The following is a 23,563-nucleotide window of genomic DNA, read 5'->3' as shown; positions in this document are numbered from 1 at the left end:
CTATCGTAGTCGGCCACAATCGCCCGAACTCGTTGTCCGGAGTCACAAGCCGTGGATTTGAACGATCGCCATGCCCTGCGCCAGAAGCTGATCCAGGACCGGCTCGACCTGCCCGGCCGGCTGGAGCTGGCCGAGCAACTGCAAAGCGTGCTGCGGGTCTGGCTGGTGCGGCGGCCGGAGCAGACCATTGGCGCCTACTGGCCGATCAAGGGCGAGTTCGATCCGCTGCCGGCGCTGTACCGCTGGAGCGAGGCGCATCCCGACCGCCGCATTGGCCTCCCGGTCGTGGACCGCGAGCATGGCACCTTGCGCTTTCACGTCTGGTACCCGGGCTGCCCGATGGAAGACGATGCCTACGACATCCCCAAGCCCAAGGACACCGAAGTCTTCGAGCCGCAGCTGGTGATCGTGCCCTGCCTGGGCTACGGGCCCTGCGGCCTGCGCCTCGGCTATGGCGGCGGCTTCATGGACCGCACGCTGGCCGCGCTGCAGCCGCGCCCGGCCACGGCCGGCATCGGCTATGCGCATGGCTTCCAGCCGCTGCTGAAGGCCGAGCCGCACGATGTGCCGCTCGATGCCATGCTGACCGAGGAGGGCGTGGTCTGGGACGTGAACGGCTGAACCGGTGGCGGGTTGTGCGGCCTGCGACACAATGCCGGCATGACTACGCTCTACGCCCAACACATTGCCCAGCTGCAGCAGCGCGCCACGAATGCGCTGGCCCGCAGCGGCTTTGACGCGCTGGCCATCGCCTCCGGCATCGAGAAGTTCGCCTTCCTGGACGACCGGCCCTACCTGTTCCAGCCCAATCCGCATTTCAAGCACTGGCTGCCGCTCAACGCGCATCCGAACAGCTGGCTGCTGATACGCCCAGGGCGCAAGCCCTTGCTCGTGTACTACCAGCCGGACGACTACTGGCATGTGCCGCCCGAGGCACCGAGCGGCTACTGGGTCGAGCACTTCGACATCGTCGTCATCAGCGACCCGGCCGACGCGGCCACGCATTTGCAGGGCCATGGTCGCCTGGCCATCGTCGGCGAGGCCGATGCGGCGCTGGCGGGCGTGGTGCCCAACAACCCCGAGCAACTGCTCCACCTGCTGCACTACCCGCGTGCCATCAAGAGCGAATACGAGCTGGAGCAGATGCGCGCCGCCTCGCGCCGCGCGGTGCAAGGCCATCTGGCCGCCCGCGATGCCTTCATGGCCGGCGCCTCCGAGCTGGACATTCATCGCGCCTACCTGGCCGCCACCGGCCACACGGACCGCGACCTGCCCTATACCAACATCGTGGGCCTGAACGAGCACTGCGCGGTGCTGCACTACCAGTACCAGGATGCGCAGGCGCCCGCCCAGCCGCGCAGCTTCCTGATCGATGCGGGCGCCCAGGTCAATGGCTATGCCAGCGACATCACGCGCACCTGGAGCCGCGGCGGCCATGAGGAATTCGAGGCCTTGCTGGCGGCGATGGAATCGGCCCAGCTGGCCCTGGTGGACGAGGTGCGCGCCGGCACCGACTACCGCGACATCCACTTGAGCACGCACCGCCGCCTGGCTGCGATCCTGTCGGAGCAAGGCTTCGTGAAGATGAGCGCCGAGGCTATCGTGGCCGAGGGTGTGTCCAGCATCTTCATGCCGCATGGCATCGGCCACTTGCTCGGCCTGCAGGTGCATGACATCGGCGGCTTCATGGCCGATGAAACGGGCGCCGTCTCGCCCAAGCCCGAGGGCCACCGCTACCTGCGCCTGACCCGCAAGCTCGAAGCCGGCATGGTGGTGACGATCGAGCCGGGCCTGTATTTCATCCCGACGCTCTTGAAGCAGTTGCGTGCCTCCAAGAACGCGGCGGCGGTGGACTGGGCCAAGGTCGAGCGCCTGCTGCCCTATGGCGGCGTGCGCATCGAGGACGACGTGGCCTGCCGTGCCGAGGGTGCGCCGGAAAACATGACCCGCGATGCTTTCGGAGCAGCGGCCTGAACTGCATTTGAGGAGGGCGGGGCTGCAGTTCGTCGGCACCCGATGGCCAGGATCGGCTAACCCGGTAGAGTCGCGGCCTTTCCAAGCCCTCCACCTGCCCATGAAGCTTCTGCCTCTGCGTGCTGTACCGCTGCTGTCCCTCGCCCTGATCTCGCTCGCCTGCCGGGCCCAGACGCAGGTCGAGCCGCCTCCCGAGCCACTGGCCTTGCCGGCATCGGCGGCATCGGCGGCATCGCAGCCAGCGTCCATGCCGGACGCCGAGCTGGCCAAGGTGGAGGTGCAGGGCGAGTCCACCGCCCGGCGCGAGCGCAAGACGCTGGAACAGCTGTTCGATGCCGAGGCCCTCTTCAAGAAGCACCATGCCCTGGCGCCGCAGGCCGAGCTGAAGTTCAAGGTCTATGCGCGCACCCAGGCCGAGCATCAGCAGAAGATGAACCTGGCCCTGATGACCAAGCAGGGTCGGGTGCCGGTGCCGCTGGATGGCGATCAGAATTTCGTCATCGATCCGGCCTGGCGGCAGATGGACCCCGACACCGAACTGCGCAGCAAGCTGCTGGACGGCCGTGTCAGCTGGCGCGCCGACGTTCGCACGCCGGGCCTGCCCGCGAACGAACGCCGCCTCGGCGATCTGCGCCTGCAATGCCGGGTCGGCTTCGAGAGCGGCGTGGCTCGCAGCAGCCTGCCGCTGATCGTGTCCAAGCTGCTGACACCCATCGTCGATCCCTGCGACAGCCGATTCACCAGCGGAAGCAACTTTGCCGATCGCCCGGTGTTTGCCATCAGCCTGGCGCATGGCGAGCGCCGTGTCCATGTGTCTCAGCTGATGCTGCACCAGCTCGCAGGCGGCAGCGATGGCAAGAATTTCGATTGGGGCTTTCTGCTGCGCGAGCAGATGTTCCGACTGCCCTTTGGCGACAAGCGCTGGCCGGACGACACAAGGGTGGTGATGGAGTTCGCGGACGAGCCGGCCAAACCCGCCGACGAGAGGCTGCTGAACCTGCCGCAGAAGCTGGCCGTCGCCGCCCGTGCCCTGCAGGCCGGCAAGACCACGGCGGATGAAGCGCGAGAGCTGCTGGGCAAGAAGGCGCATGAGTTCACCTTCGAGAGCGGCCGCCGAATCGCTCGCTACCTGGAAGAAGTGCCGGCCCAGCGCCTGCCCGATCCTGCGGCCGAGCCCGGCAGCGGGCAGACGATCAAGATCGACGCCAGCTCGCTCGAGCTGGTCCTGCTGTTCGATCCCGAGGGGCGGCTCATGAAGTACGCCCTGTACCAGATGCTGCCAGGAGGACGCTGGTGATGCGCGTCGTTGTACTGCTCTTGCTCTCGCAGCTTTCGCTGGGCTGCCTGGCGCAGACCGAGCCTCCCGCAGCGGCCTCCCAGCCGAAACCCGAGGCTCAACTGGCCAAGGTCGAAGTGCAAGGCGAGTCCACGGCACAGCGTGAGCTCAAGACGCTGGCCACGCTGTACGAGGCGCGCGATCTGTTCAAGAAGCATCACGCGCTGGCGCAGCAGGCCGAGCTGAAGTTCAAGGTCTACGCCCGCACGCTGGCCGAGCATCAGCAGAGAATCAACCTGGCCCTGGTCACGCGCCAGGGCCGCGTGCCGGTGCCGCTCGATGCCGAGGACAACTTCACCATCGACCCGGCCTGGAACCGCTACCCCGATGCCACCGAGCTGAAGAGCAAACTGCTGGACGGCCGCGTCACCTGGCGCGCCGACATCCGCACGCCGGGCCTGCCGGCCAATGAGCGGCGCCTCGGCGACCTGCGGCTGCAATGCAAGGTCGGCTTTGCCAGCGGCGTGGCGCGGGGCGACAAGATCGGTTTCCTGGGCCGCATGGTGCGGGCCCTGACGTCCGAGCCCGACAGCTGCGACAACAGCTACTCGAGCGGCAGCAGCTTTGCCGACCGCGCCCTCTTTGCCGTCACCCTGGTCGATGGCGAGCGCCGGATGGCCCTGAGCAATGCCATGCTGCAGGGCCTGACCGAGGGCTCGGGCGCGCAGTACGACTGGGGCTTTTTGCTGCGCGAGCGCATGTTCCGCCTGCCCATGGGCGACAAGCGCTGGTCGGACGAGACCCGGGTGGTGCTGGAGTTTGCCGACGATCCCCAGCAACCGGTGGACGCGGCCTTGCTCGCCTCGGATCATCCGCTGGCGCAGGCTGCGCGAGAGCTCCAAGCCGGTGCGACGCGGCCTGAGCAACTGCGCGAGCGTCTGGGCAAGGCCGACGAGAAGAAGTTCGACAGCGGGCGTCGCCTGCTGCGGCATCTGAGGGTGAAAACCCTGCTGCCGCCCGATCTGCCGCCCGAGGTGCTGGCGCAACTCCCGTCGCAGGACCTCAGCAAGCTTTCGCCTGCGCAACTGATGGCGCTGTTGGCCAAGCTGCCAGCCTACAAGGCCGCTGCGGCATCCGCGGCCGCCAAGGCGGCCTCGGATACAGCGGCTGGGGCGGCCGGCGCGACCCTGGGCCAGCCCGGGCTCGAGGTGGTTGAGCTGGTCACGCTCTACGACGAGCAGGACCGGCTGATCAAGTACGCGCTGCGCCGGCTCTCGCCGACCCAGCGCTACCGCTAGGCGGCCAGCTTAGAAGCGCCAGCCCAGGCCCACGCCGACCAGCAGCGGGTCGACCTTGAAGGTGCCGACCTTGTTGCCCTTGGAGCTGACGTCGGTCTCGATCTGCACCTTCTTGAGGTCGATGTTCAGGTAGGTGCCCTTGCTGATCTCGATGTCGGCGCCGACCTGGGCGGCGAGGCCCCAGCTGCTGCGCTTCACATTGGGGCCGAGGGCCGTGACGATGGCTGGAGCGAACTTGACCGAGGAGAAGTTCGTGTAGTTCACGCCCAGGCCCACATAGGGGCGGAACGTGGCATCAGGCGCGAAGTGGTACTGCAGCGACAGCGTCGGCGGCAGGTGCTTCAGCGAACCGATCTCGACGCCGTTCGAGTAGATCGTGTGCTTCTGCGGCACGGTCAGGATCAACTCAGCCGCCACGTTGGGCGTCAGGAAGTAGCTGAAGTCGACCTCGGGCAAGGTCTTGTTGTTGACCGACAGGCCGAGGCCGGTGTTGTCGCCGTTGGCCGAGTCGAGGTGGACGGCGCGGACGCGGACCATCAGCGGGCCCTCGGCGGCAGTGGCCACCGTGCTGCAGGCGGCGAGGATGACGAGGCTGGCAATCTTCTTGGCGATCATTCAATGACTCCTTTTGCTGAGCGGGAACATTCCCGATGGAAGTCATTGAATCGCTACGTGCCGGGTTAACCCTTGAGGTGACACAAGGGCGTCCGGGACTTGATCGCCGTCAGCGACGGCTCTTGTTTCAGATCAAGACTTGGCGTCCAGGCCGAGGCGTTTGCACAACTCCAGCGTCAGGCCGGATTGGTTGAGCGTATAGAAGTGGATGCCCGGCACGCCGCCGGCGATCAGGCGCTCGCAGACGCGCGTCATCACATCGAGGCCGAAGGCCCGGATCGAGGCGCTGTCGTCCATGAAGCCTTCCATCTTCAAGGCCACCCAGCGCGGAATGTCGATGCCGTCGCGCTGCGCGAACTGGGCGATGCGCGCATAGTTGTGAAAGGGCATGATGCCCGGGACGATGGGCTGCGTAACGCCCAGCTTGCGCACCTCGTCCACGAAGTTGAAGTAGGCGTCCGGGTTGAAGAAGAACTGGGTGATGGCGGCACTGGCGCCGGCGCGCATCTTGTCGGCGAAGTGCTGCAGGTCCTTGGCGGCATAGCGCTGCTGCGGGTGGTACTCGGGATAGGCCGCCACCTCGATCTTCCAGTCGGCACCTTGCGTCTCGCGGATGAAGCGCACCAGCTCGGCCGCGTAGCGGAACTCGCCGGCCGTGGCCGTGCCGCTGGGCAGGTCGCCGCGCAGCGCCACGACGCGGCGGATGTTCTGCGCGCGGTAGGTGGCCAGGATCTCGGCGATGTTCTCGCGCGTGGAGCCCACGCAAGAGAGGTGCGGCGCGGCTTCGAAGCCGGTGGCCGCAATGTCCATCACGGTGGCCAGGGTCTTGTCGCGCGTGGAGCCGCCGGCGCCATAGGTGACGCTGAAGTACTGCGGGTTCAGGACGCTCAGCTCCTGCACCACGGTCTTCAGCTTCTCGGCGCCCACCGGCGTGTTGGGCGGAAAGAACTCGAAACTCACGGGCGTCGTCATCGTCGTCATTCCTTCTTGTCTGCATGCCCTGCGGTTGCCCACAGGAAGAATTCCCTGTTGCCATCGCCACCGGTGATGGCGCTGTCGAACCAGCCGCGCACCTGCCAGCCCAGCGCGGCGGCCGCCTCGCGGGCTTGAGCTTCCAGCTGCACATACTGGGCCGCGTCCTTGACCAGCCCGCCCTTGTTGAGCGCCTTCTTTCCGAGCTCGAACTGCGGCTTGATCAGCAGCAAGACCTGGCCCTGGGGTGCCAGCCAATGCTGCAGGTGTGGCAGCACGCCCAGCATCGAGATGAAGCTCAAGTCGCCGACGATCAGCTCGAAGCCGCCCTTCGGCGCATGTTCAGCGAAGCTGGAACCGATCAGCTCGCGCACATGCAGGTTCTCCAGCGCGACGACGCGTTCGTCGGCCAGCAGCGATTCATGCACCTGGCTGTGGCCGACATCGATGCCGACCACGCGCGCCGCGCCATGCTTCAAGAGGCAATCCGTGAAGCCGCCAGTACTCTGCCCGACGTCCATCACGGTGAGCCCCTGCACCGACAGCGGCGCTGCCGCGAGCGCACCTTCCAGCTTCAAGCCGCCGCGCGAGACATAGCGCAGCTCCGCGTCGTCGTTGACGCGCAGCTCCGCGCCCTCGGGCACTTCAGCCCCGGCTTTCTTGATCGCCACCCAGCTGGCGCCGGAGCGCCATTCGACCGCACCCGCCGCGATCAGCCGCTGGGCGGCGGACCGGGTGGGCGCGAGGCCGAGGCCGAGCAGCGCCTGGTCAGCGCGCATGGAGGCCTGCCCGTCAGTAGCGGTAGGTGTCGGGCTTGTACGGGCCGACCTTGGGCACGCCGATGTAGGCCGCCTGCTCGTCCGTCAGCTCGCTCAGCTGGGCGTTCAGCGTCTTCAGCTGCAGGCGCGCCACGTGCTCGTCCAGGTGCTTGGGCAGCACGTAAACCTTGCCCACGGCATAGGCGTCCTTGTGCGCAAACAGCTCGATCTGGGCGATGGTCTGGTTGGCGAACGAGGACGACATCACATAGCTCGGGTGGCCCGTGCCGCAGCCCAGGTTCACCAGGCGGCCCTTGGCCAAGAGGATGATGCGCTTGCCGTCCGGGAAGATCACGTGGTCGACCTGCGGCTTGATCTCTTCCCATTCGTACTTCTCGATCGAGGCGATGTCGATCTCGTTGTCGAAGTGGCCGATGTTGCAGACGATGGCGTTGTGCTTCATCGCGGCCATGTGCTCATGGCGGATCACGCCCTTATTGCCGGTCGTGGTCACGAAGATGTCGGCCTTGTCGGCGGCGTATTCCATCGTGACGACGCGGTAGCCTTCCATGGCGGCCTGCAGCGCGCAGATCGGGTCGATCTCGGTCACCCACACCTGGGCCGACAGCGCGCGCATGGCCTGGGCCGAGCCCTTGCCCACGTCGCCATAGCCGGCGATCACAGCGATCTTGCCGGCGATCATCACGTCGGTGGCGCGCTTGATGCCGTCCACCAGTGATTCGCGGCAGCCGTAGAGGTTGTCGAACTTGCTCTTGGTGACCGAGTCGTTGACGTTGATGGCGCGGAACAGCAGCGTGCCCTTGTCCGACATTTCCTTCAGGCGGTGCACGCCCGTGGTCGTTTCTTCGGTCACGCCGATGATCTCGGCGCTCTTGCGGGTGTACCAGGTGCCGTCTTCGGCGATCTTCTTCTTGATCGCAGCGAACAGCACGCGCTCTTCTTCGCTGCCCGGGTTGGCCAGCACCGACAAGTCCTTCTCGGCGCGCTGACCGAGGTGCATCAGCAGCGTGGCGTCGCCGCCGTCGTCCAGGATCATGTTGGGGCCTTCGCCGGCAGTTCCCTTGGGGCCGAAGTCGAAGATGCGGTGCGTGTAGTCCCAGTAGTCTTCCAGCGTCTCGCCCTTGTAGGCGAACACCGGCGTGCCTTCGGCAACGAGTGCGGCGGCAGCGTGGTCTTGGGTGGAGAAGATGTTGCAGGAGGCCCAGCGCACCTGGGCGCCCAGGGCTTGCAGGGTTTCGACCAGCACGGCGGTCTGGATCGTCATGTGCAGCGAGCCGGTGATGCGGGCGCCCTTGAGCGGCTGCGCGGCGGCGTATTCGGAGCGGATGGCCATCAGGGCGGGCATCTCGCTCTCGGCGATCTTCAGTTCCTTGCGGCCCCAGGCGGCAAGGCTCAGGTCCTTGATCAGGTATTGGTCGGCGGACAGCGTCGTGGTCGTCATTGCAAAGCTCCTTCGGTCATGAAGCCGCAATGCCTGATGGGGGACTGGTCTTGAGACGAACGGTCACCCACGCGAGACATGGCGGGTGAGCGCGGTTGCAAATGAAGCTGCTGGGCAACTTCGTCATCCGAGCCTGGCCTTGTGTGCCCCGGGTCGGGGTGAAAGGTTGCAACGCTCCTCGGAAGGCCGCCATTCTAGCGCCAGCCGTGGCGGCGCCTAGGGTTAAACCAGGAGGCCAGGGTCAAAAAAGCGCCGGGGGTGCGTGTGAGAATTCGCGCCCTCGGAGCACGCGCGGGCCTGTTGGGAGGGCACCGGGCGGCCCATTTCCATGAAACAGGAGGGCCCGCCTGGCGGGTTGAGGGCAATGAAGTACATCAAGCATGAAATCCTGCGGCGCCCTCTGGCCCGCTGCACGGCGCTCGCCGCCAGTCTGGTCTTGCTCGGCTGCGGTGGCGGCGGAGGTGGGGCCGGTTCGAGCAGCACCACGACCACGCCCACCACGCCCACCACGCCGGTCAACCTTGTTTGCTCGGCGGGCACGCCCTCGGCTCAGGTGCTGATCGACGGCCCCCTGGTCGGCAAGCAGGCGGCGGCCGCCATTGCCGGCTGCAGCGGCCCGATCAGCAAGCTGCAATGGACGCAGACCAGCGGCCCGACGGTCAGCCTGCTGAGCGCGCAGACCCAGGTCATCCATTTCGAGCCGACGGTGGCCGGCGACTATGGCTTCCGTGTCAGCTACACGGACGTGGCCGGCGCCGCCCAGACCCGCGACGTGACGCTCAACATCACGGCCCCCACCACGCCGGCCAAGGCCATCGTGCGCAACCACCAGGCCGTGCGCATGGGCGGCAAGGTGTCGATCCGCGCCTGGTCGACCTCGGGCGAAGCGGTGCAGAACGTCAGCTGGGCCCAGCTGGAAGGCCCGACCGTCGATCTGCAGACGGTGGACAGCCTGGCCCGCCAGTTCGTGGCACCCACGGTCACGCAGGACACGCTGCTGCGCTTCCGCGCGACGGTGCAGATGGCCAGCGGCACGGACAGCCAGGAGGTCATCGTCCTCGTTGAGAAGCAGGACCAGGCGCCGGCGAACAACAACACCTACATCTGGTCGGGCGACCATGTTTCGCGCGTCCATGCCTACCGGCCGGCGGGCAGCTACGCCTCGGTGCTGGTCGGCTGCGTCTACGAGCCCCTGCTGACGGCGGGCAATGCCTGCACCGTGGGCCGGCTGCCGCTGCTCGGGCAGGAAAGCGGCGGCACGCTGCCCACGATCGAGCAGGTGATGAACCGCGTGGTCGTCTCGCACGACTGGCAGGGCGCCAACTTCGAGCGCTTTCTGCAGCAGCAGGACACGCGTGGCGACTTCCGCCGCATGCTGATGAGCACCACGGCCGTGGTGATCGGCTCCCATGTGCGGCCCTCGTTCTACCAGCCGGCCACCGGCGCCATCTACCTGGATGCCGACAACGTCTGGATGACGCCTGCCGAGCGCGACACCATCGACGAGGCGCCCGACTACCGCGCCGCCTACACCGTGGGCCTGCAGTTCCAGGACATCTGGCGCTATGCCAAGGGGAGCGACTACTACAGCGCCTTCTTCGACCCGGCGCTGCGCGTCACGCGCACGATGGCCGACGTGGAGGCCGACCTCGCGCCGCTGCTGTACCACGAGCTTTCGCATGCGAACGACTTCATCGCGCCCGAGACTTACGCCAGCCTCAACCAGCAGCCCGGCATCAACCTGAACACCTTCGTCGGCAACCGCTACAACCAGGGCGTGCTGGTGTCCGACCTGATGAAACAGGCCTACCCGTTGACGAGCAGCGAGCTGCAGTCGCTCGGCCAGGTCAAGTTCCAGGGCGCCACCGCCACCACGGCGCAGAAGGCCTATACAGCCACGCAGGTCGGCGCGCTGTTTGCCGCCGATCTGGCCTCCGACATGTATGCCTACAGCAGCCGTTTCGAAGACCTGGCCATGACGGTGGAAGAGTCCCTGATGAGCCTGCGCCTGGGCATCGCCCGCGACACGGCCTTCGTGCCGCGCACCGACACGGCCATCGTCACCAGCGATGTGCGCTGGGGCCAGCGCGGCCGCATCGGCGACCCGCGCCTGCGTGCCCGCCTGAAGCTGGCGGCCGCCAAGGTCGTGCCCTGGATGGCAGCCGCCGACTTCGACAAGCTGCCGGCGCCGCTGCAGATGCGTGTGGGCGACAGCTGGCGCGGCAACCTGGTGCTGCCGGCGCCGCTGACGGCCTCGTCCGTGGTCAAGCTCAAGGCTCAGCAGGCCGACCTGCGCGCCGAGTACGAAGAAGCCGGTCGCCTGGCCCAGTGGGCGCGCCGTGCCCAGGAGCGCGACGAGGCCCACCAGCGCGTCGAGCGCCGGCTCGGCCAGCGCTGAAGCGGCCTCAGTCGAGGCCGAGGAAGCGTTCGATCGCTGCCAGCTCGTCCTGCAGGGCCGCCTTGAAGGCGGCGCCTGCCGGGCGCTTCTCGACGAAGCCGAGCTCGTGCTTCAGCCGTCCTTTCTCGACGCGAAGATTGGCCCAGCCGATGATCTCCTCTCCCCACAGGAGCGGCAGGGCGTAGTGGCCCATGGTCCGCTTGTGCGCCGGCGTGTAGGCCTCGAAGCGGTACTCCCAGCCCCACAGCCGCTCGAAGCGGCGGCGGTCCCAGACCACCGGGTCGAAGGGGGCCAGCAGGGTCACGCCCTCGGGTGCGCGATGGCGGGCCGAGCGCGGTTTCTCGTCGAGCGGCCAGTACCAGGTCTCGCCATCGATCTGGGCATGGGCATAGCGGTCCTTGGCCGCCTTGCAAACGGCGCGTGTCTCGGCTTGCAGATGCGGTGCGCCGTAGCGCAGCAGCGTGGTCAGGTAGCCCAGGCTGGCCGAGGGCAGCGGCGCATACAGGGCCACGATCTTGTCCATCAGCGCTTGGGCCCGCGCACGGCGGGCTTCCGGGCTGTCGTCGGCCGGCGGATGGCTGATGGCCTCGTAGACGCGCGTGCCACTGTCGCGCCGCTTGACGCGCAAATGGCCTCGGTAGTGCAGGCCATCCAGCAGCTGCGTGCTGACGTTCAGCTCGCCGCCCCAGTAGCCGGGCATGCGGCCATGGTGGGCAAATGCTTCGAGCAGTTCCTTGGGATGGGTGGGGCCGTTCTGACGCACGAAGTCCAGCAGTTGCTCGGCATGGCGCTTGCGTTCGGCGTCCCAGGGCTTGCGCTCGGTGCGCGGGTGCATCAGCGAGAGCCAGTCACGCGGCACGAAGCCGTAGTTGACGAAGCAGTCTTCCTCGATGGCAAGTCGCGTGTAGCGCTGCTCCAGGTCGCCGGCCTTGTAGTCATTGACCCGCAGCCTGAGGATCAGGTCTTGCGCACGGGCCGGCGCCCGCATCGGATCGGCCTGCACGAAGCCCAGCTTCTTGATCGCAGCCGGCAGCGTGGTTGGCTTGAACAGCGTGCGCGCGATCGCGTAGCGGCGCAGCTCATCGAGGGTCGGCGCCTTCATGCCGGCAGTCCCTTCAGTTGGCGGTCATGCCAGCGCGCAAGCAGCAGCTGGGCCAGCATGGCGCCGAGCCAGGCGAAGGCCATGTCCTTCTGCGTGTCCCAGGGGTCGCCCTGGGTGCCCAGGAACTCATCGGCGCCCTGGCCCATGGCCACGGCTGCGCCCCATTCGATCAGCTCGTAGATAGCGCTGATGGCCAGGCAGACGGCGGTGACCAGGGTGAAGGTCCAGCCGCCCGCCTTCAAGGCCGTCTTGCGCAGCAGCAGCTCGCGCGCCGCCATGGCCGGGATGAAGCCCTGGGCCAGGTGGCCGATGCCGTCGTAGGGGTTGCGGGCCAGGCCCAAAAAGTCCTGCATCCAGAAGCCCAGCGGCACGCGGGCATAGCTGTAGTGGCCGCCGAGCATCAGTACGCCGGCATGGATGAAGACCAGGGCGAGCAGCAGCGGCGTGAGCGGGAAGCGCTGGTGCGTGGCCAGCAGCAGCGGCCAGACGATGAGCACCGGCGCGACCTCCATCCACCAGGTGGCGCGGTCGTAGGCACCGAAGTAGCTGAGCACCAGCAGGGCGAGGCTGGCGGCGGCGGTGATCTGCAGGGGGCGGATGCTGGGCATGCGCCGGATTGTGCAGAGGAAATAAGAAAGGGCCACCGAGGTGGCCCTTAGATGCGGCGATCGCAGCGGCCTTGTGGTCGGCGCTCACATCGCAAGCGATATGAGCGCCGCCCCAAAGCCCAGGATTTGCTTACGCAAATGCCGGTCTTTACAGCCCGGCCGCTGCACGCAGCGCCTGGGCTTTGTCGGTTCTCTCCCAAGTAAATTCCGGCTCTTCCCGACCGAAGTGGCCATACGCCGCCGTCTTCGAGTAGATCGGGCGCAGCAGGTCCAGCATCTGGATGATGCCCTTGGGGCGCAGGTCGAAATGCTCGTTGACGAGCTTGGCGATCTGGTCGTCGGGGATCACGCCCGTGCCTTCGGTGTAGACGGTCACGTTCATCGGGCGGGCCACGCCGATGGCGTAGGCCACCTGGATCTGGCACTGGCGGGCCAGGCCGGCGGCCACGATGTTCTTGGCCACGTAGCGGGCGGCGTAGGCCGCCGAGCGGTCGACCTTGGACGGGTCCTTGCCCGAGAAGGCGCCACCGCCGTGCGGGCAGGCGCCGCCGTAGGTGTCGACGATGATCTTGCGGCCGGTGAGGCCGCAGTCACCCTGCGGGCCGCCGATGACGAAGCGGCCGGTCGGGTTGATCAGGTACTTGGTGTCGGCCGTGATCCATTCCTTGGGCAGCACCGGCTTGATCAGCTCTTCGCGGATGGCCTCGTAGAAGGCGTCGGTCATCTTGTCGCCGAGGCTCATCTCGGGCGAGTGCTGGGTGGACAGCACGACCGTGTCGATCGAGTGCGGCTTGCCGTCCACATAGCGCATCGTCACCTGGCTCTTGGCGTCCGGGCGCAGGAAGGGCATGCGGCCGTCCTTGCGCAGCTGGGCCTGGCGTTCCACGAGTCGGTGGGCGTAGTAGATCGGCGCGGGCATCAGCTCGGGCGTCTCGTCGCAGGCATAGCCGAACATGAGGCCTTGGTCACCAGCGCCGATGTTCAGGTGGTCGTCGGAGGCATGGTCCACGCCCTGGGCGATGTCGTTCGATTGCTTGTCGTAGGCCACGAGAACCGCGCAGCCCTTGTAGTCGATGCCGTACTCGGTGTTGTCGTAGCCGATGCGCTTGATCGTGTCGCGCGCCACCTGGATGTAGTCCACATGGGCGTTGGTGGTGATTTCACCAGCCAACACCACGAGGCCGGTGTTGCACAGGGTTTCGGCGGCTACGCGCGAACGGGGGTCTTGCGCAAAGATCGCGTCGAGAATCGCGTCGGAGATCTGGTCAGCCACCTTGTCGGGGTGACCTTCCGAGACCGATTCAGAAGTAAAGAGAAAATCGTTCGCCACTTTTACACTCCAGTAGATGGTCCATCGGCGTTGCCGTGCTGGTGGAGCGGTGCGGCGAACGCTTTAGCGGCATTTGTTGAGCTGCTGAACGCAGCCCGGCGGGATTTTGACCTCCCGCATCGCCCCGCAAGTTGTCCTTTTAACTCGGCGATGCCCGAATTATAGAAACATGTTCCTGTTGATGCGTTTGCTGTCCCGCCTGCCGCTGCGGCTTTTGCACGCGCTGGGTGCGCTGGCGGGCTGGCTGACCTGGCTCCTGTCGCCCACCTATCGCCGCCGCTTCGCCGCCAATGTGGAGCAGGCCGGCCTCACGCCGGCTGCAGGAAGGCCGGCCATCGCCTCGGCTGGCCGCATGATCGCCGAGACCGCCTGGCTGTGGCTGCGCCCACCCGCGCAGCCGCTGGGCGACCAACTGCAATGGGATGGTGCGGAGCTGATCGATGAGGCGCTGAAGGCCGGCAAGGGCCTCTTGATACTCACGCCGCACATGGGCTGCTTCGAGGTCACGGCCCAGGCGATCGCCGAGCGCTGGGGCGAGACGCACCCGATCACCGTGCTCTACCGCCCGGCGCGCAAGCCCTGGATGCGCGAGGTGGTCGATGCCTCGCGCGGCCGCCCCGGCCTCTTCACGGCGCCGGCCAACCTGGCGGGGGTGCGCCAGATGATTCGCGCGTTGCGTCAGGGCCATGTGGTGGGCCTGCTGCCCGACCAGGTGCCGCCCGAGGGCCTCGGGGTCTGGGTGCCGTTCTTCGGACGCGAGGCCTACACCATGACCCTGGCCGGCCGCCTGGTGCAGCAGACCGGCGCGGCCCTGCTGCTGATCTGGGGCGAGCGCCTCGCTGATGGGCGAGGCTTTGTGGCGCGGGTGCGACCCGCACCGGCTATCGCTGCGGATTCCACGCCAGAATCCGCAGCCCTCACGATCAACCAAGCGATGGAATCCCTGATCCTGCAAGCGCCCGGCCAGTACCTCTGGGGCTATCACCGCTACAAGCAGCCGCGCGGGCTGGACATTGCCGTGGCCGCCAAGCCCGAGCCCAAGGCAGAGGGCGGCGCCTGATGGCGGGCCGTTTGCTTGCCCGGCTGCTGATAGGCCTGCTGTGGCTCCTGCACTGGCTGCCGCTGCCGCTGCTGGTGGCGCTGGGCCGGGGGCTCGGGGCGCTGCTGTGGTTGCTGGCCCGTTCGCGCCGTCGCATCGCGCTGAGGAATCTGGAGCTGTGCTTCCCTGAACTGAGCCCAACCGAGCGAGAGGCGCTGGCGCGCGAGCATTTCGCGCTGATGGGCCGCAGCTTCCTGGAGCGCGGCCTCTTGTGGTTCGCCCCGGAGCAGCGCCTGCTGCGGTTGATGAAGGTGGAGGGCGACATCGGCCTCGCGGACCGGAGCGAGCAGCCGGTGATGTGGCTGCTGCCGCATTTCGTCGGCCTCGAGTGGGCGGCGCCGGCCCTGATGCTCAAGCAAGGCACGCCGGCGGTGGACGTCTACCAGGCGCAAAGCAACGAGGTCTTCGACCAGCAGATGCTGGCCGGCCGCGCGCGCTTCGGCAAGAACGCCTTTGTCGACCGCCACGACGGCATCCGCCCGGTGCTGCGCTACATCAAGCAGGGCTATGGTTTCGTCAATGCGCCCGACATGGATTTCGGCGAGAAGGACTCGGCCTTCGTGCCCTTCTTCGGCGTGCCGGCCTGTACCTTGCTCGCCCCGGCCCGCATGGCAGACAGCCAGAAGATGATCGTGCAGCCGCTGGTTGTCACCATGCTGCCGGGCGGTCAGGGCTTCCGCGTCGAGGCCTGCGACCCGATCCCCGGCTACCCCAGCGGCGACGCCCTGGCAGACGCCCACCGGCTGCATGCCTGGCTGGAGCAGAAGATACGCGCCAACCCGGCGCAGTACCTGTGGGTGCACAAGCGTTTCAAGACCCGTCCGGCGGGCGAGCCCTCCCTCTATTGAGGCTGATAATCGCCTCATGAATTTGCGCTTCACCAAGATGCATGGCGCCGGCAATGACTTCGTGGTCATCGACGCGACCCAGACGCCGCTGGCACTCACGACCGAGCAGATGCGCAGGCTCGGCGACCGCCGCTTCGGCGTCGGCTGCGACCAGATCCTGGTGATCGAGCCGGGCCGCGAGGCGGGCGACGACTTCGCCTACCGCATCTTCAACGGCAGCACCGGCGAGGAGGTCGAGCACTGCGGCAATGGCTCGCGCTGCTTCGTCCGCTACGTGGTCGACCATGGCCTGACCACCAAGCGCAGCATCCGCGTGCGCACCGTCAACTCACTGCTGACCTTGCACCTGAAGGACGATGGCCGCGTCACCGTCGACATGGGGGCGCCGATCTTCGAGGCCGCCCGCGTGCCCTTCGATGCCACCGCGCTGCAGCCGCGCGAGGTGAACGGTTTCGAGCTCTGGCCGCTGGTCGACCTGGGTGTGGAGGTGGCGGTCGTCTCCATGGGCAATCCGCATGCGGTGCAGCGGGTCGAGGACGTGGCCACGGCCCCGGTGCTGAGCCAAGGGCCGCTGATCGAGCACCATCCCCGCTTCCCGCGCCGCGTCAACGCCGGCTTTCTGCAGGTGCTGGACCGCGGCCATGTGAAACTGCGCGTGTTCGAGCGCGGCGCCGGCGAGACGCTGGCCTGTGGCACCGGCGCCTGTGCTGCCGTGGTGGCCGGCATCCGCCTCGGCTGGCTCGATGAACGCGTGGACGTGCAGACCCACGGCGGCCTGCTGACGATTGAATGGGCCGGCGCCAGCGCCGGCCGACCACAGAATCTAAGCGCGCCGGTGCTGATGACCGGCCCGGCCGTGCAAGTGTTTGAAGGAGAGATCACGCTGTGAGCAGCAATCAACACCAAGGTACCGACGGCATCACCGAGCAGGACATTGCCAACTACCTGGCCAACAACCCGGCCTTCTTCGAACGCCATGCCGAACTGCTGGCCTCGGTGCAGCTCAGCCATCCGCACAGTGCGCGGGCGGTATCGCTGCAGGAGCGCCAAGCCGAGATGCTGCGCGAGAAGATCAAGGGCCTGGAGCAGAAGCTGATCGAGATGATCCGCAATGGCCAGGAGAACGTGGCCATTGCCGACCGCCTGCACCGCTGGACCCGTGCGCTGATGCTCACGGCCGACGCGGCCAGGCTGCCCGGCGTGCTGCTGGAAGAGCTGCGCCACCAGTTCCTGATTCCGCTGGCCGGCCTGCGCCTGTGGGGCGCGCGGCCGGAGTTTGCCGAGGCCGAGTTTGCGCAGGCCGTCAGCGCCGACGTGCGCAGCTTTGCCGAGAGCCTGTCCCAGCCCTATTGCGGCATCAACTCGGGCTTCGAGGCCGCGCGCTGGCTGGGCGAGGGCGCGGGGGCGCTGTCGCTGGCCTTGATTCCGCTGACGATCCAGGGCCGCAGCTTCGGCCTCCTCGTGCTGGGCTCGCCCGATGCCACGCGCTACACGGCCGAGATGGGCACGGAGTTCCTGGCCCGCATCGGCGAAATCGCCAGCGCCGGCCTCGCCCGCCTGCTGCAGGACGCCGATGCCGGCGACGAATCTGCCCCCACGGCCTGAGTTCCTGACGGCCTACCTGGCCTGGTGCCAGGTGCAGCGCCGGCTGGCGGGCCGCACGCTGACGATCTACAGCGAGGCCTTGCAGCGATTGGCGCAGCTGGCCGAGCGCGACCAGGTCGAGCTCTTGAGCCTCAGCACCCAGCAGGCGCGCCGCTGGGTGGCGGAGCTGCATCGCGGCGGCCTGGCACCGCGCAGCCTGGCCTTGATGCTGTCGGCCTGGCGCGGGCTTTACCGCTGGCTGGGCAGCGAGCAGCGCGTGGCCTTCAACCCCATCGAGGGCCTGCGCGCGCCCAAGGCCGGCAAGCCGCTGCCCAAGGCCCTGTCGGTGGACGACTCCGTGCAACTGGCCGAGTTCAAGTCCGAGGGCGGCGATCCGATCAACGAAGCGCGCGACCGACTGATCGTCGAGCTGCTCTACGGCTGCGGCCTGCGCGTGGCCGAGCTTGTGGGCCTGGACGTGCAGGGCAGCGCCGCTGCGGCCGGCTGGGTGGAGCTGGGCAATGCCGAGCTGCAGGTGCTGGGCAAGGGCAGCAAGCGTCGTTCGGTGCCCTTGGGGCGCGCTGCCCTGGAGGCGCTGGAGCAATGGCTGCCGCTGCGTCAGCGCATCGCCAAGGCGGATGAGCCGGCCCTGCTGGTCGGGCCGCGCGGCGCGCGCTTCCAGGCAGGCCAGGTGCGGCTGCGCCTGAAGGCCCGAGCACTGGCGGCCGGCATGCCTTCGCATGTCCATCCGCACATGCTGCGCCACTCGTTCGCCTCGCATCTCTTGCAGTCCAGCGGCGACCTGCGGGCGGTGCAGGAATTGCTCGGCCACGCCAACATCGCGACCACCCAGGTCTATACCAAGCTCGATTTCCAGCACCTGGCCAAGGTGTATGACGCGGCCCATCCGCGGGCAAAGAAGAAGTAGCCCCGCACCCTGGTATGGTGCGCGCCTATGTTCCGATACCGCCTCCTGCCGGGCCTGGCGCTGGGTCTTGTCGCCAGTGCCTGGGCCAATGATGACGCCATCCCTCCGACGCCCGGCGCCTTGCGCGCGCAGGCGGCGGCCTTCGAGGCCAACTGGACGCCACTGAAGCTGCCCACCGGCGACCGCATGGCCCTGCTCGGCGCCAGCTATCTGGTGGCCATGAACGAGGACTGGGGCGTGGGCCCCAGCGTGTACGGCGCGGCGCGCGGCAAGATGGGTGGTTTGTTTACCGTGGGCATGACGGCGCAGCGCCGCTGGCGTCTGGGCAGTCACTCCCATGTGGCGGCGGGCCTGTATGCGGGCGCCGGCGGCGGCGTGGGCTCGGACCAGGTGCGCTTCGGCGGCGGTCTGATGCTGCGCCCCGAGATCTCCTACCGGGTGGAGATCGGCAACTGGTATTTCGGCGCCGGTGTGGCGCACACGCGCTTCCCCAGCGGCAATGTGCGCGGCAGCTCGATCAGCTTTGTGCTGGGCTCCAGCGACGGCTTCTTCAGCTTCGCACCGACGGACGACGGGCGCAGCGCCTCCACCTACCGCCGCACCGGCCTGGGTATCGACGAGGTCCTGCCGACCGTGGGCCGCTACCGTCCCCGCCACAGCAGCATCGGGCGCGATGGCCAGCCCACCCGTGCGGCCGTTGGCAAGGCGGGGGCTTCGCTGCGGCAATACCTGGATGAGGGCAGTTGGTGGGGCCTGGAAGCGGCCGGCGCCAGCACCGGCGGTAATGACGGCTACATGGAAGTGCTGGCCGCGCTCGGCAAGGACTGGGCGGTGGGTGGTCCCAGCCTGCGCCTGGGCTGGCACGCGGGCCTGGGCCTCGGTGGCGGTGGCAACCTGGACACCGGCAATGGCTGGATCGTCAAGGGCGGCCCAACGCTTCGCTGGATCACGCCCTGGGGGCCGTCGCTGCACCTGGAGGCTGGCCTGATGGGCGCGCCCAGCGGCAACTTCAAGAGCACCTACACACGCCTGGCCATCGGCCTGCCGCTGGACAGCAAGGCGCGCTTCGACGATGGCTTGGCATCCAGCAGCGGCACGGTGCGTTCGCAGACCCTGTTCTTCAGCTACCAGCACCAGCCGGGCCTGCGCTTCCGCGACGGGCGCCGCGAGAGCATTGGCCAGCTGCAGCTGATCTTCACCCAGGACCTGGGCGCGCATGCCTACGCCACGGTGCGTGCCGGCAGCGCGGCCTGGGGCTCGGCGGGCGGCTATTCCATCGGCCTGATGGGCGCGGGCCTGCAGAGCAGTACGCTGCAGAACGGCCGCCTCAACTTCGGCGCCGGCCTGATGCTCGGGGCGGCGGGCGGTGGCGGCGTGGCAGTTTCGGGCGGCGCGGCCGCGCAGAGCGAGCTGTGGGCGCAGTGGCGCTTCGGCGAGCAGCAGCGCACCCGGTTGCGCGTGGGCGTGGGCCAGTGGCGCAGCCTGCGGGGCCAGACCCAGTCGACCAACACCGTCGACGTCTCGCTGGGCTATGCCTTCGGTTCGGTGAGCCGCTGAGTCGCTGTGCTGTGCGGGGGCTGAGACAATCGGCCCCATGAAAACGATCAAGCTTCGCGCCGGCAAGGAGCGCTCCTTGCAGCGCCGCCATCCCTGGGTCTTCGAGGGCTCCATCGCCAAGGGCGGCGGCGACAGCGGGGAGACCGTGCGGCTGGAGTCGACCGAAGGCGAGTTCCTCGGCTGGGCGGCGTTCAGCCCGCAATCGCTGATACGCGCGCGGGTCTGGAGCTTCGACGAAGCCGAGCGCATCGATGCCGCCTTCTTCCAGCGCCGCATCGCCGCGGCGATTGCCGTGCGGGCGCGCCTGCCCATCGCTTCGAACGCCATGCGCCTGATCCACGGCGAGGCCGATGGCCTGCCGGGTCTGGTGGTGGACCGCTACGACGATGTCTTGAGCGTGCAGTTCTCGTCGGCCGGGACCGAGCGCTGGAAGCCTGTCATTGCCGACGCCTTGCTGGCCGCCACCGGCCTCACCAGGATCTTCGAGCGCAGCGATGCCAATGTGCGTGCTCTCGAAGGGCTGCCCGAAGTTCGCGCCTGGTTGCGCGGCGATGGTCCCACCGAGCGCACGATCCAGGAGCACCAGTGGCAATTGACGCTGGACGTGGCCGAAGGCCACAAGACCGGCTACTACCTGGACCAGCGCGACAACCGCAAGAAGTTCGCCGACACCGTGCGCCAGTACGGCTGCCAGCGCGTCTTGAACTGCTTCAGCTACACCGGCGGCTTCTCGGTCGCGGCGCTGGCCGGCGGCGCGACCGATGTGACCAGCGTTGACTCCTCGGGCCCCTCGCTGGCACGCGCCACGGCCCATGTGGCGCTGAACGGCTTCGACCCGGCGCACCACAAGGCACTCGATGCCGACGTGAACGCCACGCTGCGCCAGGCCTTGCAGAACGGCGAGCGCTACGACGCCATCGTGCTGGACCCGCCCAAGTTCGCGCCCACCGCCGCCCATGCCGAGCGCGCCGCACGCGCCTACAAGGACATCAATCGCCTGGCCTTGAAGCTGCTGCAGCCCGGCGGCCTGCTGTTCACGTTCTCCTGCTCCGGCGGCATTCCGCCCGACCTGTTCCACAAGATCGTGGCCGGTGCCGGCCTCGATGCGCCGGCCGACGGCTTCATCCTCGACCGCGTGGGCGCCACGCCCGACCATCCGCAGACGATCTGCTTTCCTGAGGGTGAGTACCTGAAGGGACTCTTGATACTCAAACGCTAGGCCGCGGCAGGTTCAGCCTCGGCTCGAACTTGCTCCGCTGCACCGCGAAGAAGCTCTTCACATTGCGGACGTTCGCCTGCTGCGTGAACAGGCGCTGCACGAGCAGGTGATAGGCCGGCATGTCGGCCACCTGCAGCACCAGCACGAAGTCCGGGCCCGGCGAGACGCGCCAGCATTGCTGCACGGCCGGGTCATCCATCACCTTGGACTCGAAATCGGCCAGATGCTCCGCGCCTTGCCGGTCCAGCGTGATCTCGACGATGGCCGAGAGCCCGGCGCCCAGCTTGTCCGGCGACAGCAGGGCGACGCGGCGCTCGATGATGCCGCTGTCCACCAGGCGTTTGACCCGCCTGAGGCAGGTGGCTGGCGACACATGGGCCTTCTCGGCCAGCGCCTGGTTGGACAGGGCGGCGTCTTCCTGCAACAGATCCAGCAGCCGCCAGTCGGTCGCATCCAGCTCCAAGGGCTTGCGAATGATTGAATCGTTCGTTTGCATTTAAATTGTGAAATTATTCGCCGTGAATATTTCACGACGGATGATTATTGCACATGTCGTCGAATTTTGACGGCAAATTCCACGTCGGACTGCCTAGTATCCCGGCCATCGCATCCATCCCTCCGGGAGACCAACCATGTGTGGCATCGTCGGCGCCGTCAGTCAGCGCAACATCGTTCCCATCCTGATCGAAGGCCTGAAGCGCCTTGAATACCGCGGCTACGACTCCTGTGGCGTGGCCGTGCACCAGGGCGGCGAGCTGAAGCGCGCCCGCTCCACCTCGCGCGTGGCCGAGCTGCATGGCCAGACCGCCGAAGACGGCATCGCCTCCGGCACCGGCATTGCCCACACCCGCTGGGCCACGCATGGCGTGCCGGCCGTGCACAACGCCCATCCGCATTTCTCGCATGGCCCGAACGCCAGTGCGGCCAGCGCGGGTCGCATTGCGCTGGTCCACAACGGCATCATCGAGAACCACGACGAGCTGCGCGCCGAGCTGCGCGGCCGGGGCTACGAGTTCCACAGCCAGACCGACACCGAGGTGATCGCCCATCTGGTGGACCACCTCTATCACGGCGACCTGCTCGAGGCCGTGCAGCAAGCCATCACCCGCCTGAAGGGCGCCTACGCCATCGCCGTGTTCAGCCGCGACGAGCCGCACCGCGTGATCGGTGCGCGCGAGGGCTCGCCGCTGGTGCTGGGCCTCGGTACCGACCCGGCGCAGGGCGAGCACTTCCTCGCCTCCGATGCCATGGCGTTGGCCGGCGTGACCGACCAGATCGTCTACCTGGAAGAGGGCGACGTGGTCGACCTGCAGTTGGGGCGCTACTGGATCAGCCACCTCGATGCCGGCGGCACGCGCTTCGAGACCGTGCAGCGCGAAGTGAAGACCGTGCACGCCCACAGCGGCGCGGCCGAGCTGGGCCCCTACCGCCACTACATGCAGAAGGAAATCTTCGAGCAGCCGGTGGCCATCGCCAACACGCTGGATGCCATCACCAGCATCAGCCCGGAGATTTTTGGCGATGGCGCTTTCCGCGCCTTCAAGGAGATCGACTCGGTCCTGATCCTGGCCTGCGGCACCAGCTACTACTCGGGCTCCACGGCCAAGTACTGGCTGGAGAGCATTGCCAAGATCCCGACCAGCGTCGAGATCGCGAGCGAATACCGCTACCGCGACAGCGTGCCCAACCCGCGCACCCTGGTCGTCACCATCAGCCAGAGCGGTGAGACCGCCGACACGCTGGCCGCGCTCAAGCATGCACGCTCACTGGGCATGCAGCACACGCTGACGGTCTGCAATGTCTCGACCAGCGCCATGGTGCGCGAGACCCAGTTCAGCTTCATCACCCGGGCCGGCGCCGAGATCGGCGTGGCCTCGACCAAGGCCTTCACCACTCAGCTGGTCGGCCTGTTCGTGCTGACGCTCGCGCTGGCGCAGAGCCGGGGTCATCTGACGGAAGCACAGGAGGCTGAGCATCTGAAGGCCCTGCGCCATCTGCCCGTGGCTGTGCAGGCCGTGCTGGCCCTGGAGCCGCAGGTCATCGCCTGGAGCGAGGACTTCGCCCGCAAGGAGAACGCACTCTTCCTCGGCCGTGGCCTGCACTACCCGATTGCCCTCGAAGGCGCGCTGAAGCTCAAGGAGATCAGCTACATCCACGCCGAGGCCTACCCGGCCGGCGAGCTGAAGCATGGCCCGCTCGCCCTGGTCACGGCCGAGATGCCGGTGGTGACGGTGGCGCCGAACGATGCGCTCCTGGAAAAGCTCAAGAGCAATATGCAGGAAGTCCGCGCGCGCGGTGGCGAGCTCTTCGTGTTTGCCGACAGCGATACCAAGATCGAAAGCGACTCGGGCGTGCATGTGATCCGCATGCCCGAGCACTACGGTGCGCTGAGCCCCATCCTGCACGTGATTCCGCTGCAGCTGCTGGCGTATCACACGGCTTGTGCGCGAGGCACCGACGTCGACAAGCCCAGAAACCTCGCCAAGAGCGTAACTGTGGAGTGACGCGTCTTGCGGCGGGGTGGAAATTTCCACC

At 67.5% G+C, this 23,563-nt stretch carries 21 protein-coding genes and 1 riboswitch; of the genes, 13 read left to right on the top strand and 8 right to left on the bottom strand.

Annotated features, from left to right (window positions below; translation table 11 throughout):
* Positions 1-51 precede the first annotated feature (51 nt).
* From J7U46_RS08015 to J7U46_RS08000, 4 genes are all read left to right on the top strand, one after another.
* Positions 52-621: a 5-formyltetrahydrofolate cyclo-ligase gene (locus tag J7U46_RS08015; RefSeq protein WP_282824528.1), complete on the top strand. Its 570-nt coding sequence runs from the start codon at positions 52-54 to the stop codon at positions 619-621.
* 39 nt (positions 622-660) lie between these two features.
* On the top strand, positions 661-1,974 hold the full coding sequence (gene pepQ, locus J7U46_RS08010; RefSeq protein ID WP_282824526.1) for a Xaa-Pro dipeptidase: 1,314 nt from the start codon (positions 661-663) through the stop codon (positions 1,972-1,974).
* A 100-nt stretch (positions 1,975-2,074) separates the two neighbouring features.
* Positions 2,075-3,271: a hypothetical protein gene (locus J7U46_RS08005; RefSeq protein ID WP_282824524.1), complete on the top strand. Its 1,197-nt coding sequence runs from the start codon at positions 2,075-2,077 to the stop codon at positions 3,269-3,271.
* Positions 3,271-4,548 (top strand): hypothetical protein, encoded by a 1,278-nt coding sequence (locus J7U46_RS08000; protein ID WP_282824523.1) that lies wholly within the window; start codon positions 3,271-3,273, stop codon positions 4,546-4,548. Before J7U46_RS08005 ends, J7U46_RS08000 begins: the two co-directional genes overlap by 1 nt.
* Positions 4,549-4,557: 9 nt before the next feature.
* Here J7U46_RS08000 and J7U46_RS07995 read toward each other — a convergent pair whose 3' ends face one another.
* From J7U46_RS07995 to ahcY, 4 genes are all read right to left on the bottom strand, one after another.
* Complete coding sequence (locus tag J7U46_RS07995; protein ID WP_282825025.1) at positions 4,558-5,160, bottom strand: OmpW family outer membrane protein; 603 nt, start codon at positions 5,158-5,160, stop codon at positions 4,558-4,560.
* A gap of 135 nt (positions 5,161-5,295) precedes the next feature.
* The gene (gene metF / locus J7U46_RS07990; protein ID WP_282824521.1) at positions 5,296-6,135 is read right to left on the bottom strand and encodes a methylenetetrahydrofolate reductase [NAD(P)H]; all 840 of its coding nucleotides are present in this window, start codon (positions 6,133-6,135) and stop codon (positions 5,296-5,298) included.
* A 5-nt stretch (positions 6,136-6,140) separates the two neighbouring features.
* Positions 6,141-6,914 (bottom strand): TlyA family RNA methyltransferase, encoded by a 774-nt coding sequence (locus tag J7U46_RS07985; protein ID WP_282824519.1) that lies wholly within the window; start codon positions 6,912-6,914, stop codon positions 6,141-6,143.
* A 13-nt stretch (positions 6,915-6,927) separates the two neighbouring features.
* Positions 6,928-8,355, bottom strand: a complete 1,428-nt coding sequence (gene ahcY / locus J7U46_RS07980; protein ID WP_282824517.1) for an adenosylhomocysteinase — start codon at positions 8,353-8,355, stop codon at positions 6,928-6,930.
* Positions 8,356-8,435: 80 nt separating this feature from the next.
* Positions 8,436-8,541, bottom strand: a riboswitch (S-adenosyl-L-homocysteine riboswitch).
* Positions 8,542-8,719: 178 nt separating this feature from the next.
* On the opposite strand from ahcY, the gene J7U46_RS07975 reads away from it, so the two are divergent.
* On the top strand, positions 8,720-10,753 hold the full coding sequence (locus J7U46_RS07975) for a hypothetical protein (protein ID WP_282824515.1): 2,034 nt from the start codon (positions 8,720-8,722) through the stop codon (positions 10,751-10,753).
* Positions 10,754-10,760: 7 nt separating this feature from the next.
* On the opposite strand, the gene J7U46_RS07970 is transcribed toward J7U46_RS07975, so the two are convergent.
* From J7U46_RS07970 to metK, 3 genes are all read right to left on the bottom strand, one after another.
* On the bottom strand, positions 10,761-11,855 hold the full coding sequence (locus J7U46_RS07970; RefSeq protein ID WP_282824513.1) for a crosslink repair DNA glycosylase YcaQ family protein: 1,095 nt from the start codon (positions 11,853-11,855) through the stop codon (positions 10,761-10,763).
* Complete coding sequence (locus J7U46_RS07965) at positions 11,852-12,463, bottom strand: DUF2238 domain-containing protein (RefSeq protein WP_282824511.1); 612 nt, start codon at positions 12,461-12,463, stop codon at positions 11,852-11,854. The genes J7U46_RS07970 and J7U46_RS07965 overlap by 4 nt, the downstream gene beginning before the upstream one ends.
* A 148-nt stretch (positions 12,464-12,611) precedes the next feature.
* Complete coding sequence (gene metK / locus J7U46_RS07960; RefSeq protein WP_282824509.1) at positions 12,612-13,793, bottom strand: methionine adenosyltransferase; 1,182 nt, start codon at positions 13,791-13,793, stop codon at positions 12,612-12,614.
* 169 nt (positions 13,794-13,962) lie between these two features.
* Here metK and J7U46_RS07955 point away from each other — a divergent pair, with 169 nt between their 5' ends.
* The 7 genes from J7U46_RS07955 to J7U46_RS07925 are packed head-to-tail and all read left to right on the top strand — an operon-like array spanning position 13,963 to position 21,028.
* On the top strand, positions 13,963-14,853 hold the full coding sequence (locus J7U46_RS07955) for a lysophospholipid acyltransferase family protein (RefSeq protein WP_282824507.1): 891 nt from the start codon (positions 13,963-13,965) through the stop codon (positions 14,851-14,853).
* Positions 14,853-15,740, top strand: a complete 888-nt coding sequence (locus tag J7U46_RS07950; protein WP_282824506.1) for a lipid A biosynthesis acyltransferase — start codon at positions 14,853-14,855, stop codon at positions 15,738-15,740. Before J7U46_RS07955 ends, J7U46_RS07950 begins: the two co-directional genes overlap by 1 nt.
* A gap of 16 nt (positions 15,741-15,756) precedes the next feature.
* Positions 15,757-16,629, top strand: a complete 873-nt coding sequence (gene dapF / locus J7U46_RS07945) for a diaminopimelate epimerase (RefSeq protein WP_282824504.1) — start codon at positions 15,757-15,759, stop codon at positions 16,627-16,629.
* Positions 16,626-17,345 carry a DUF484 family protein gene (locus J7U46_RS07940; RefSeq protein ID WP_282824502.1) on the top strand — a complete coding sequence of 240 codons (720 nt, stop codon included), beginning with the start codon at positions 16,626-16,628 and terminating at the stop codon, positions 17,343-17,345. The genes dapF and J7U46_RS07940 overlap by 4 nt, the downstream gene beginning before the upstream one ends.
* Positions 17,314-18,252 carry a tyrosine recombinase XerC gene (locus J7U46_RS07935; RefSeq protein ID WP_282824500.1) on the top strand — a complete coding sequence of 313 codons (939 nt, stop codon included), beginning with the start codon at positions 17,314-17,316 and terminating at the stop codon, positions 18,250-18,252. Before J7U46_RS07940 ends, J7U46_RS07935 begins: the two co-directional genes overlap by 32 nt.
* Positions 18,253-18,279: 27 nt before the next feature.
* Positions 18,280-19,809, top strand: coding sequence for a hypothetical protein (locus tag J7U46_RS07930; RefSeq protein WP_282824498.1), 1,530 nt, complete (start codon positions 18,280-18,282; stop codon positions 19,807-19,809).
* A gap of 37 nt (positions 19,810-19,846) precedes the next feature.
* Complete coding sequence (locus J7U46_RS07925; protein WP_282824496.1) at positions 19,847-21,028, top strand: class I SAM-dependent rRNA methyltransferase; 1,182 nt, start codon at positions 19,847-19,849, stop codon at positions 21,026-21,028.
* Here J7U46_RS07925 and J7U46_RS07920 read toward each other — a convergent pair.
* Entirely contained in the window at positions 21,018-21,524 is a 507-nt protein-coding gene (locus tag J7U46_RS07920) for an Lrp/AsnC family transcriptional regulator (protein ID WP_282824494.1), read from the bottom strand. The two genes, J7U46_RS07925 and J7U46_RS07920, sit on opposite strands and share 11 nt — an antisense overlap.
* Before the next feature lie 136 nt (positions 21,525-21,660).
* Here J7U46_RS07920 and glmS point away from each other — a divergent pair, with 136 nt between their 5' ends.
* The gene (gene glmS, locus J7U46_RS07915) at positions 21,661-23,532 is read left to right on the top strand and encodes a glutamine--fructose-6-phosphate transaminase (isomerizing) (RefSeq protein WP_282824492.1); all 1,872 of its coding nucleotides are present in this window, start codon (positions 21,661-21,663) and stop codon (positions 23,530-23,532) included.
* Positions 23,533-23,563: the final 31 nt, after the last annotated feature.

This window comes from Pelomonas sp. V22 (assembly GCF_030014915.1).
In the GTDB taxonomy this organism is placed as follows: Bacteria; Pseudomonadota; Gammaproteobacteria; order Burkholderiales; family Burkholderiaceae_C; genus JAUASW01.
Note: the sequence above shows the minus strand (reverse complement) of the source record. Positions and strands in the feature narration are given on the sequence as shown.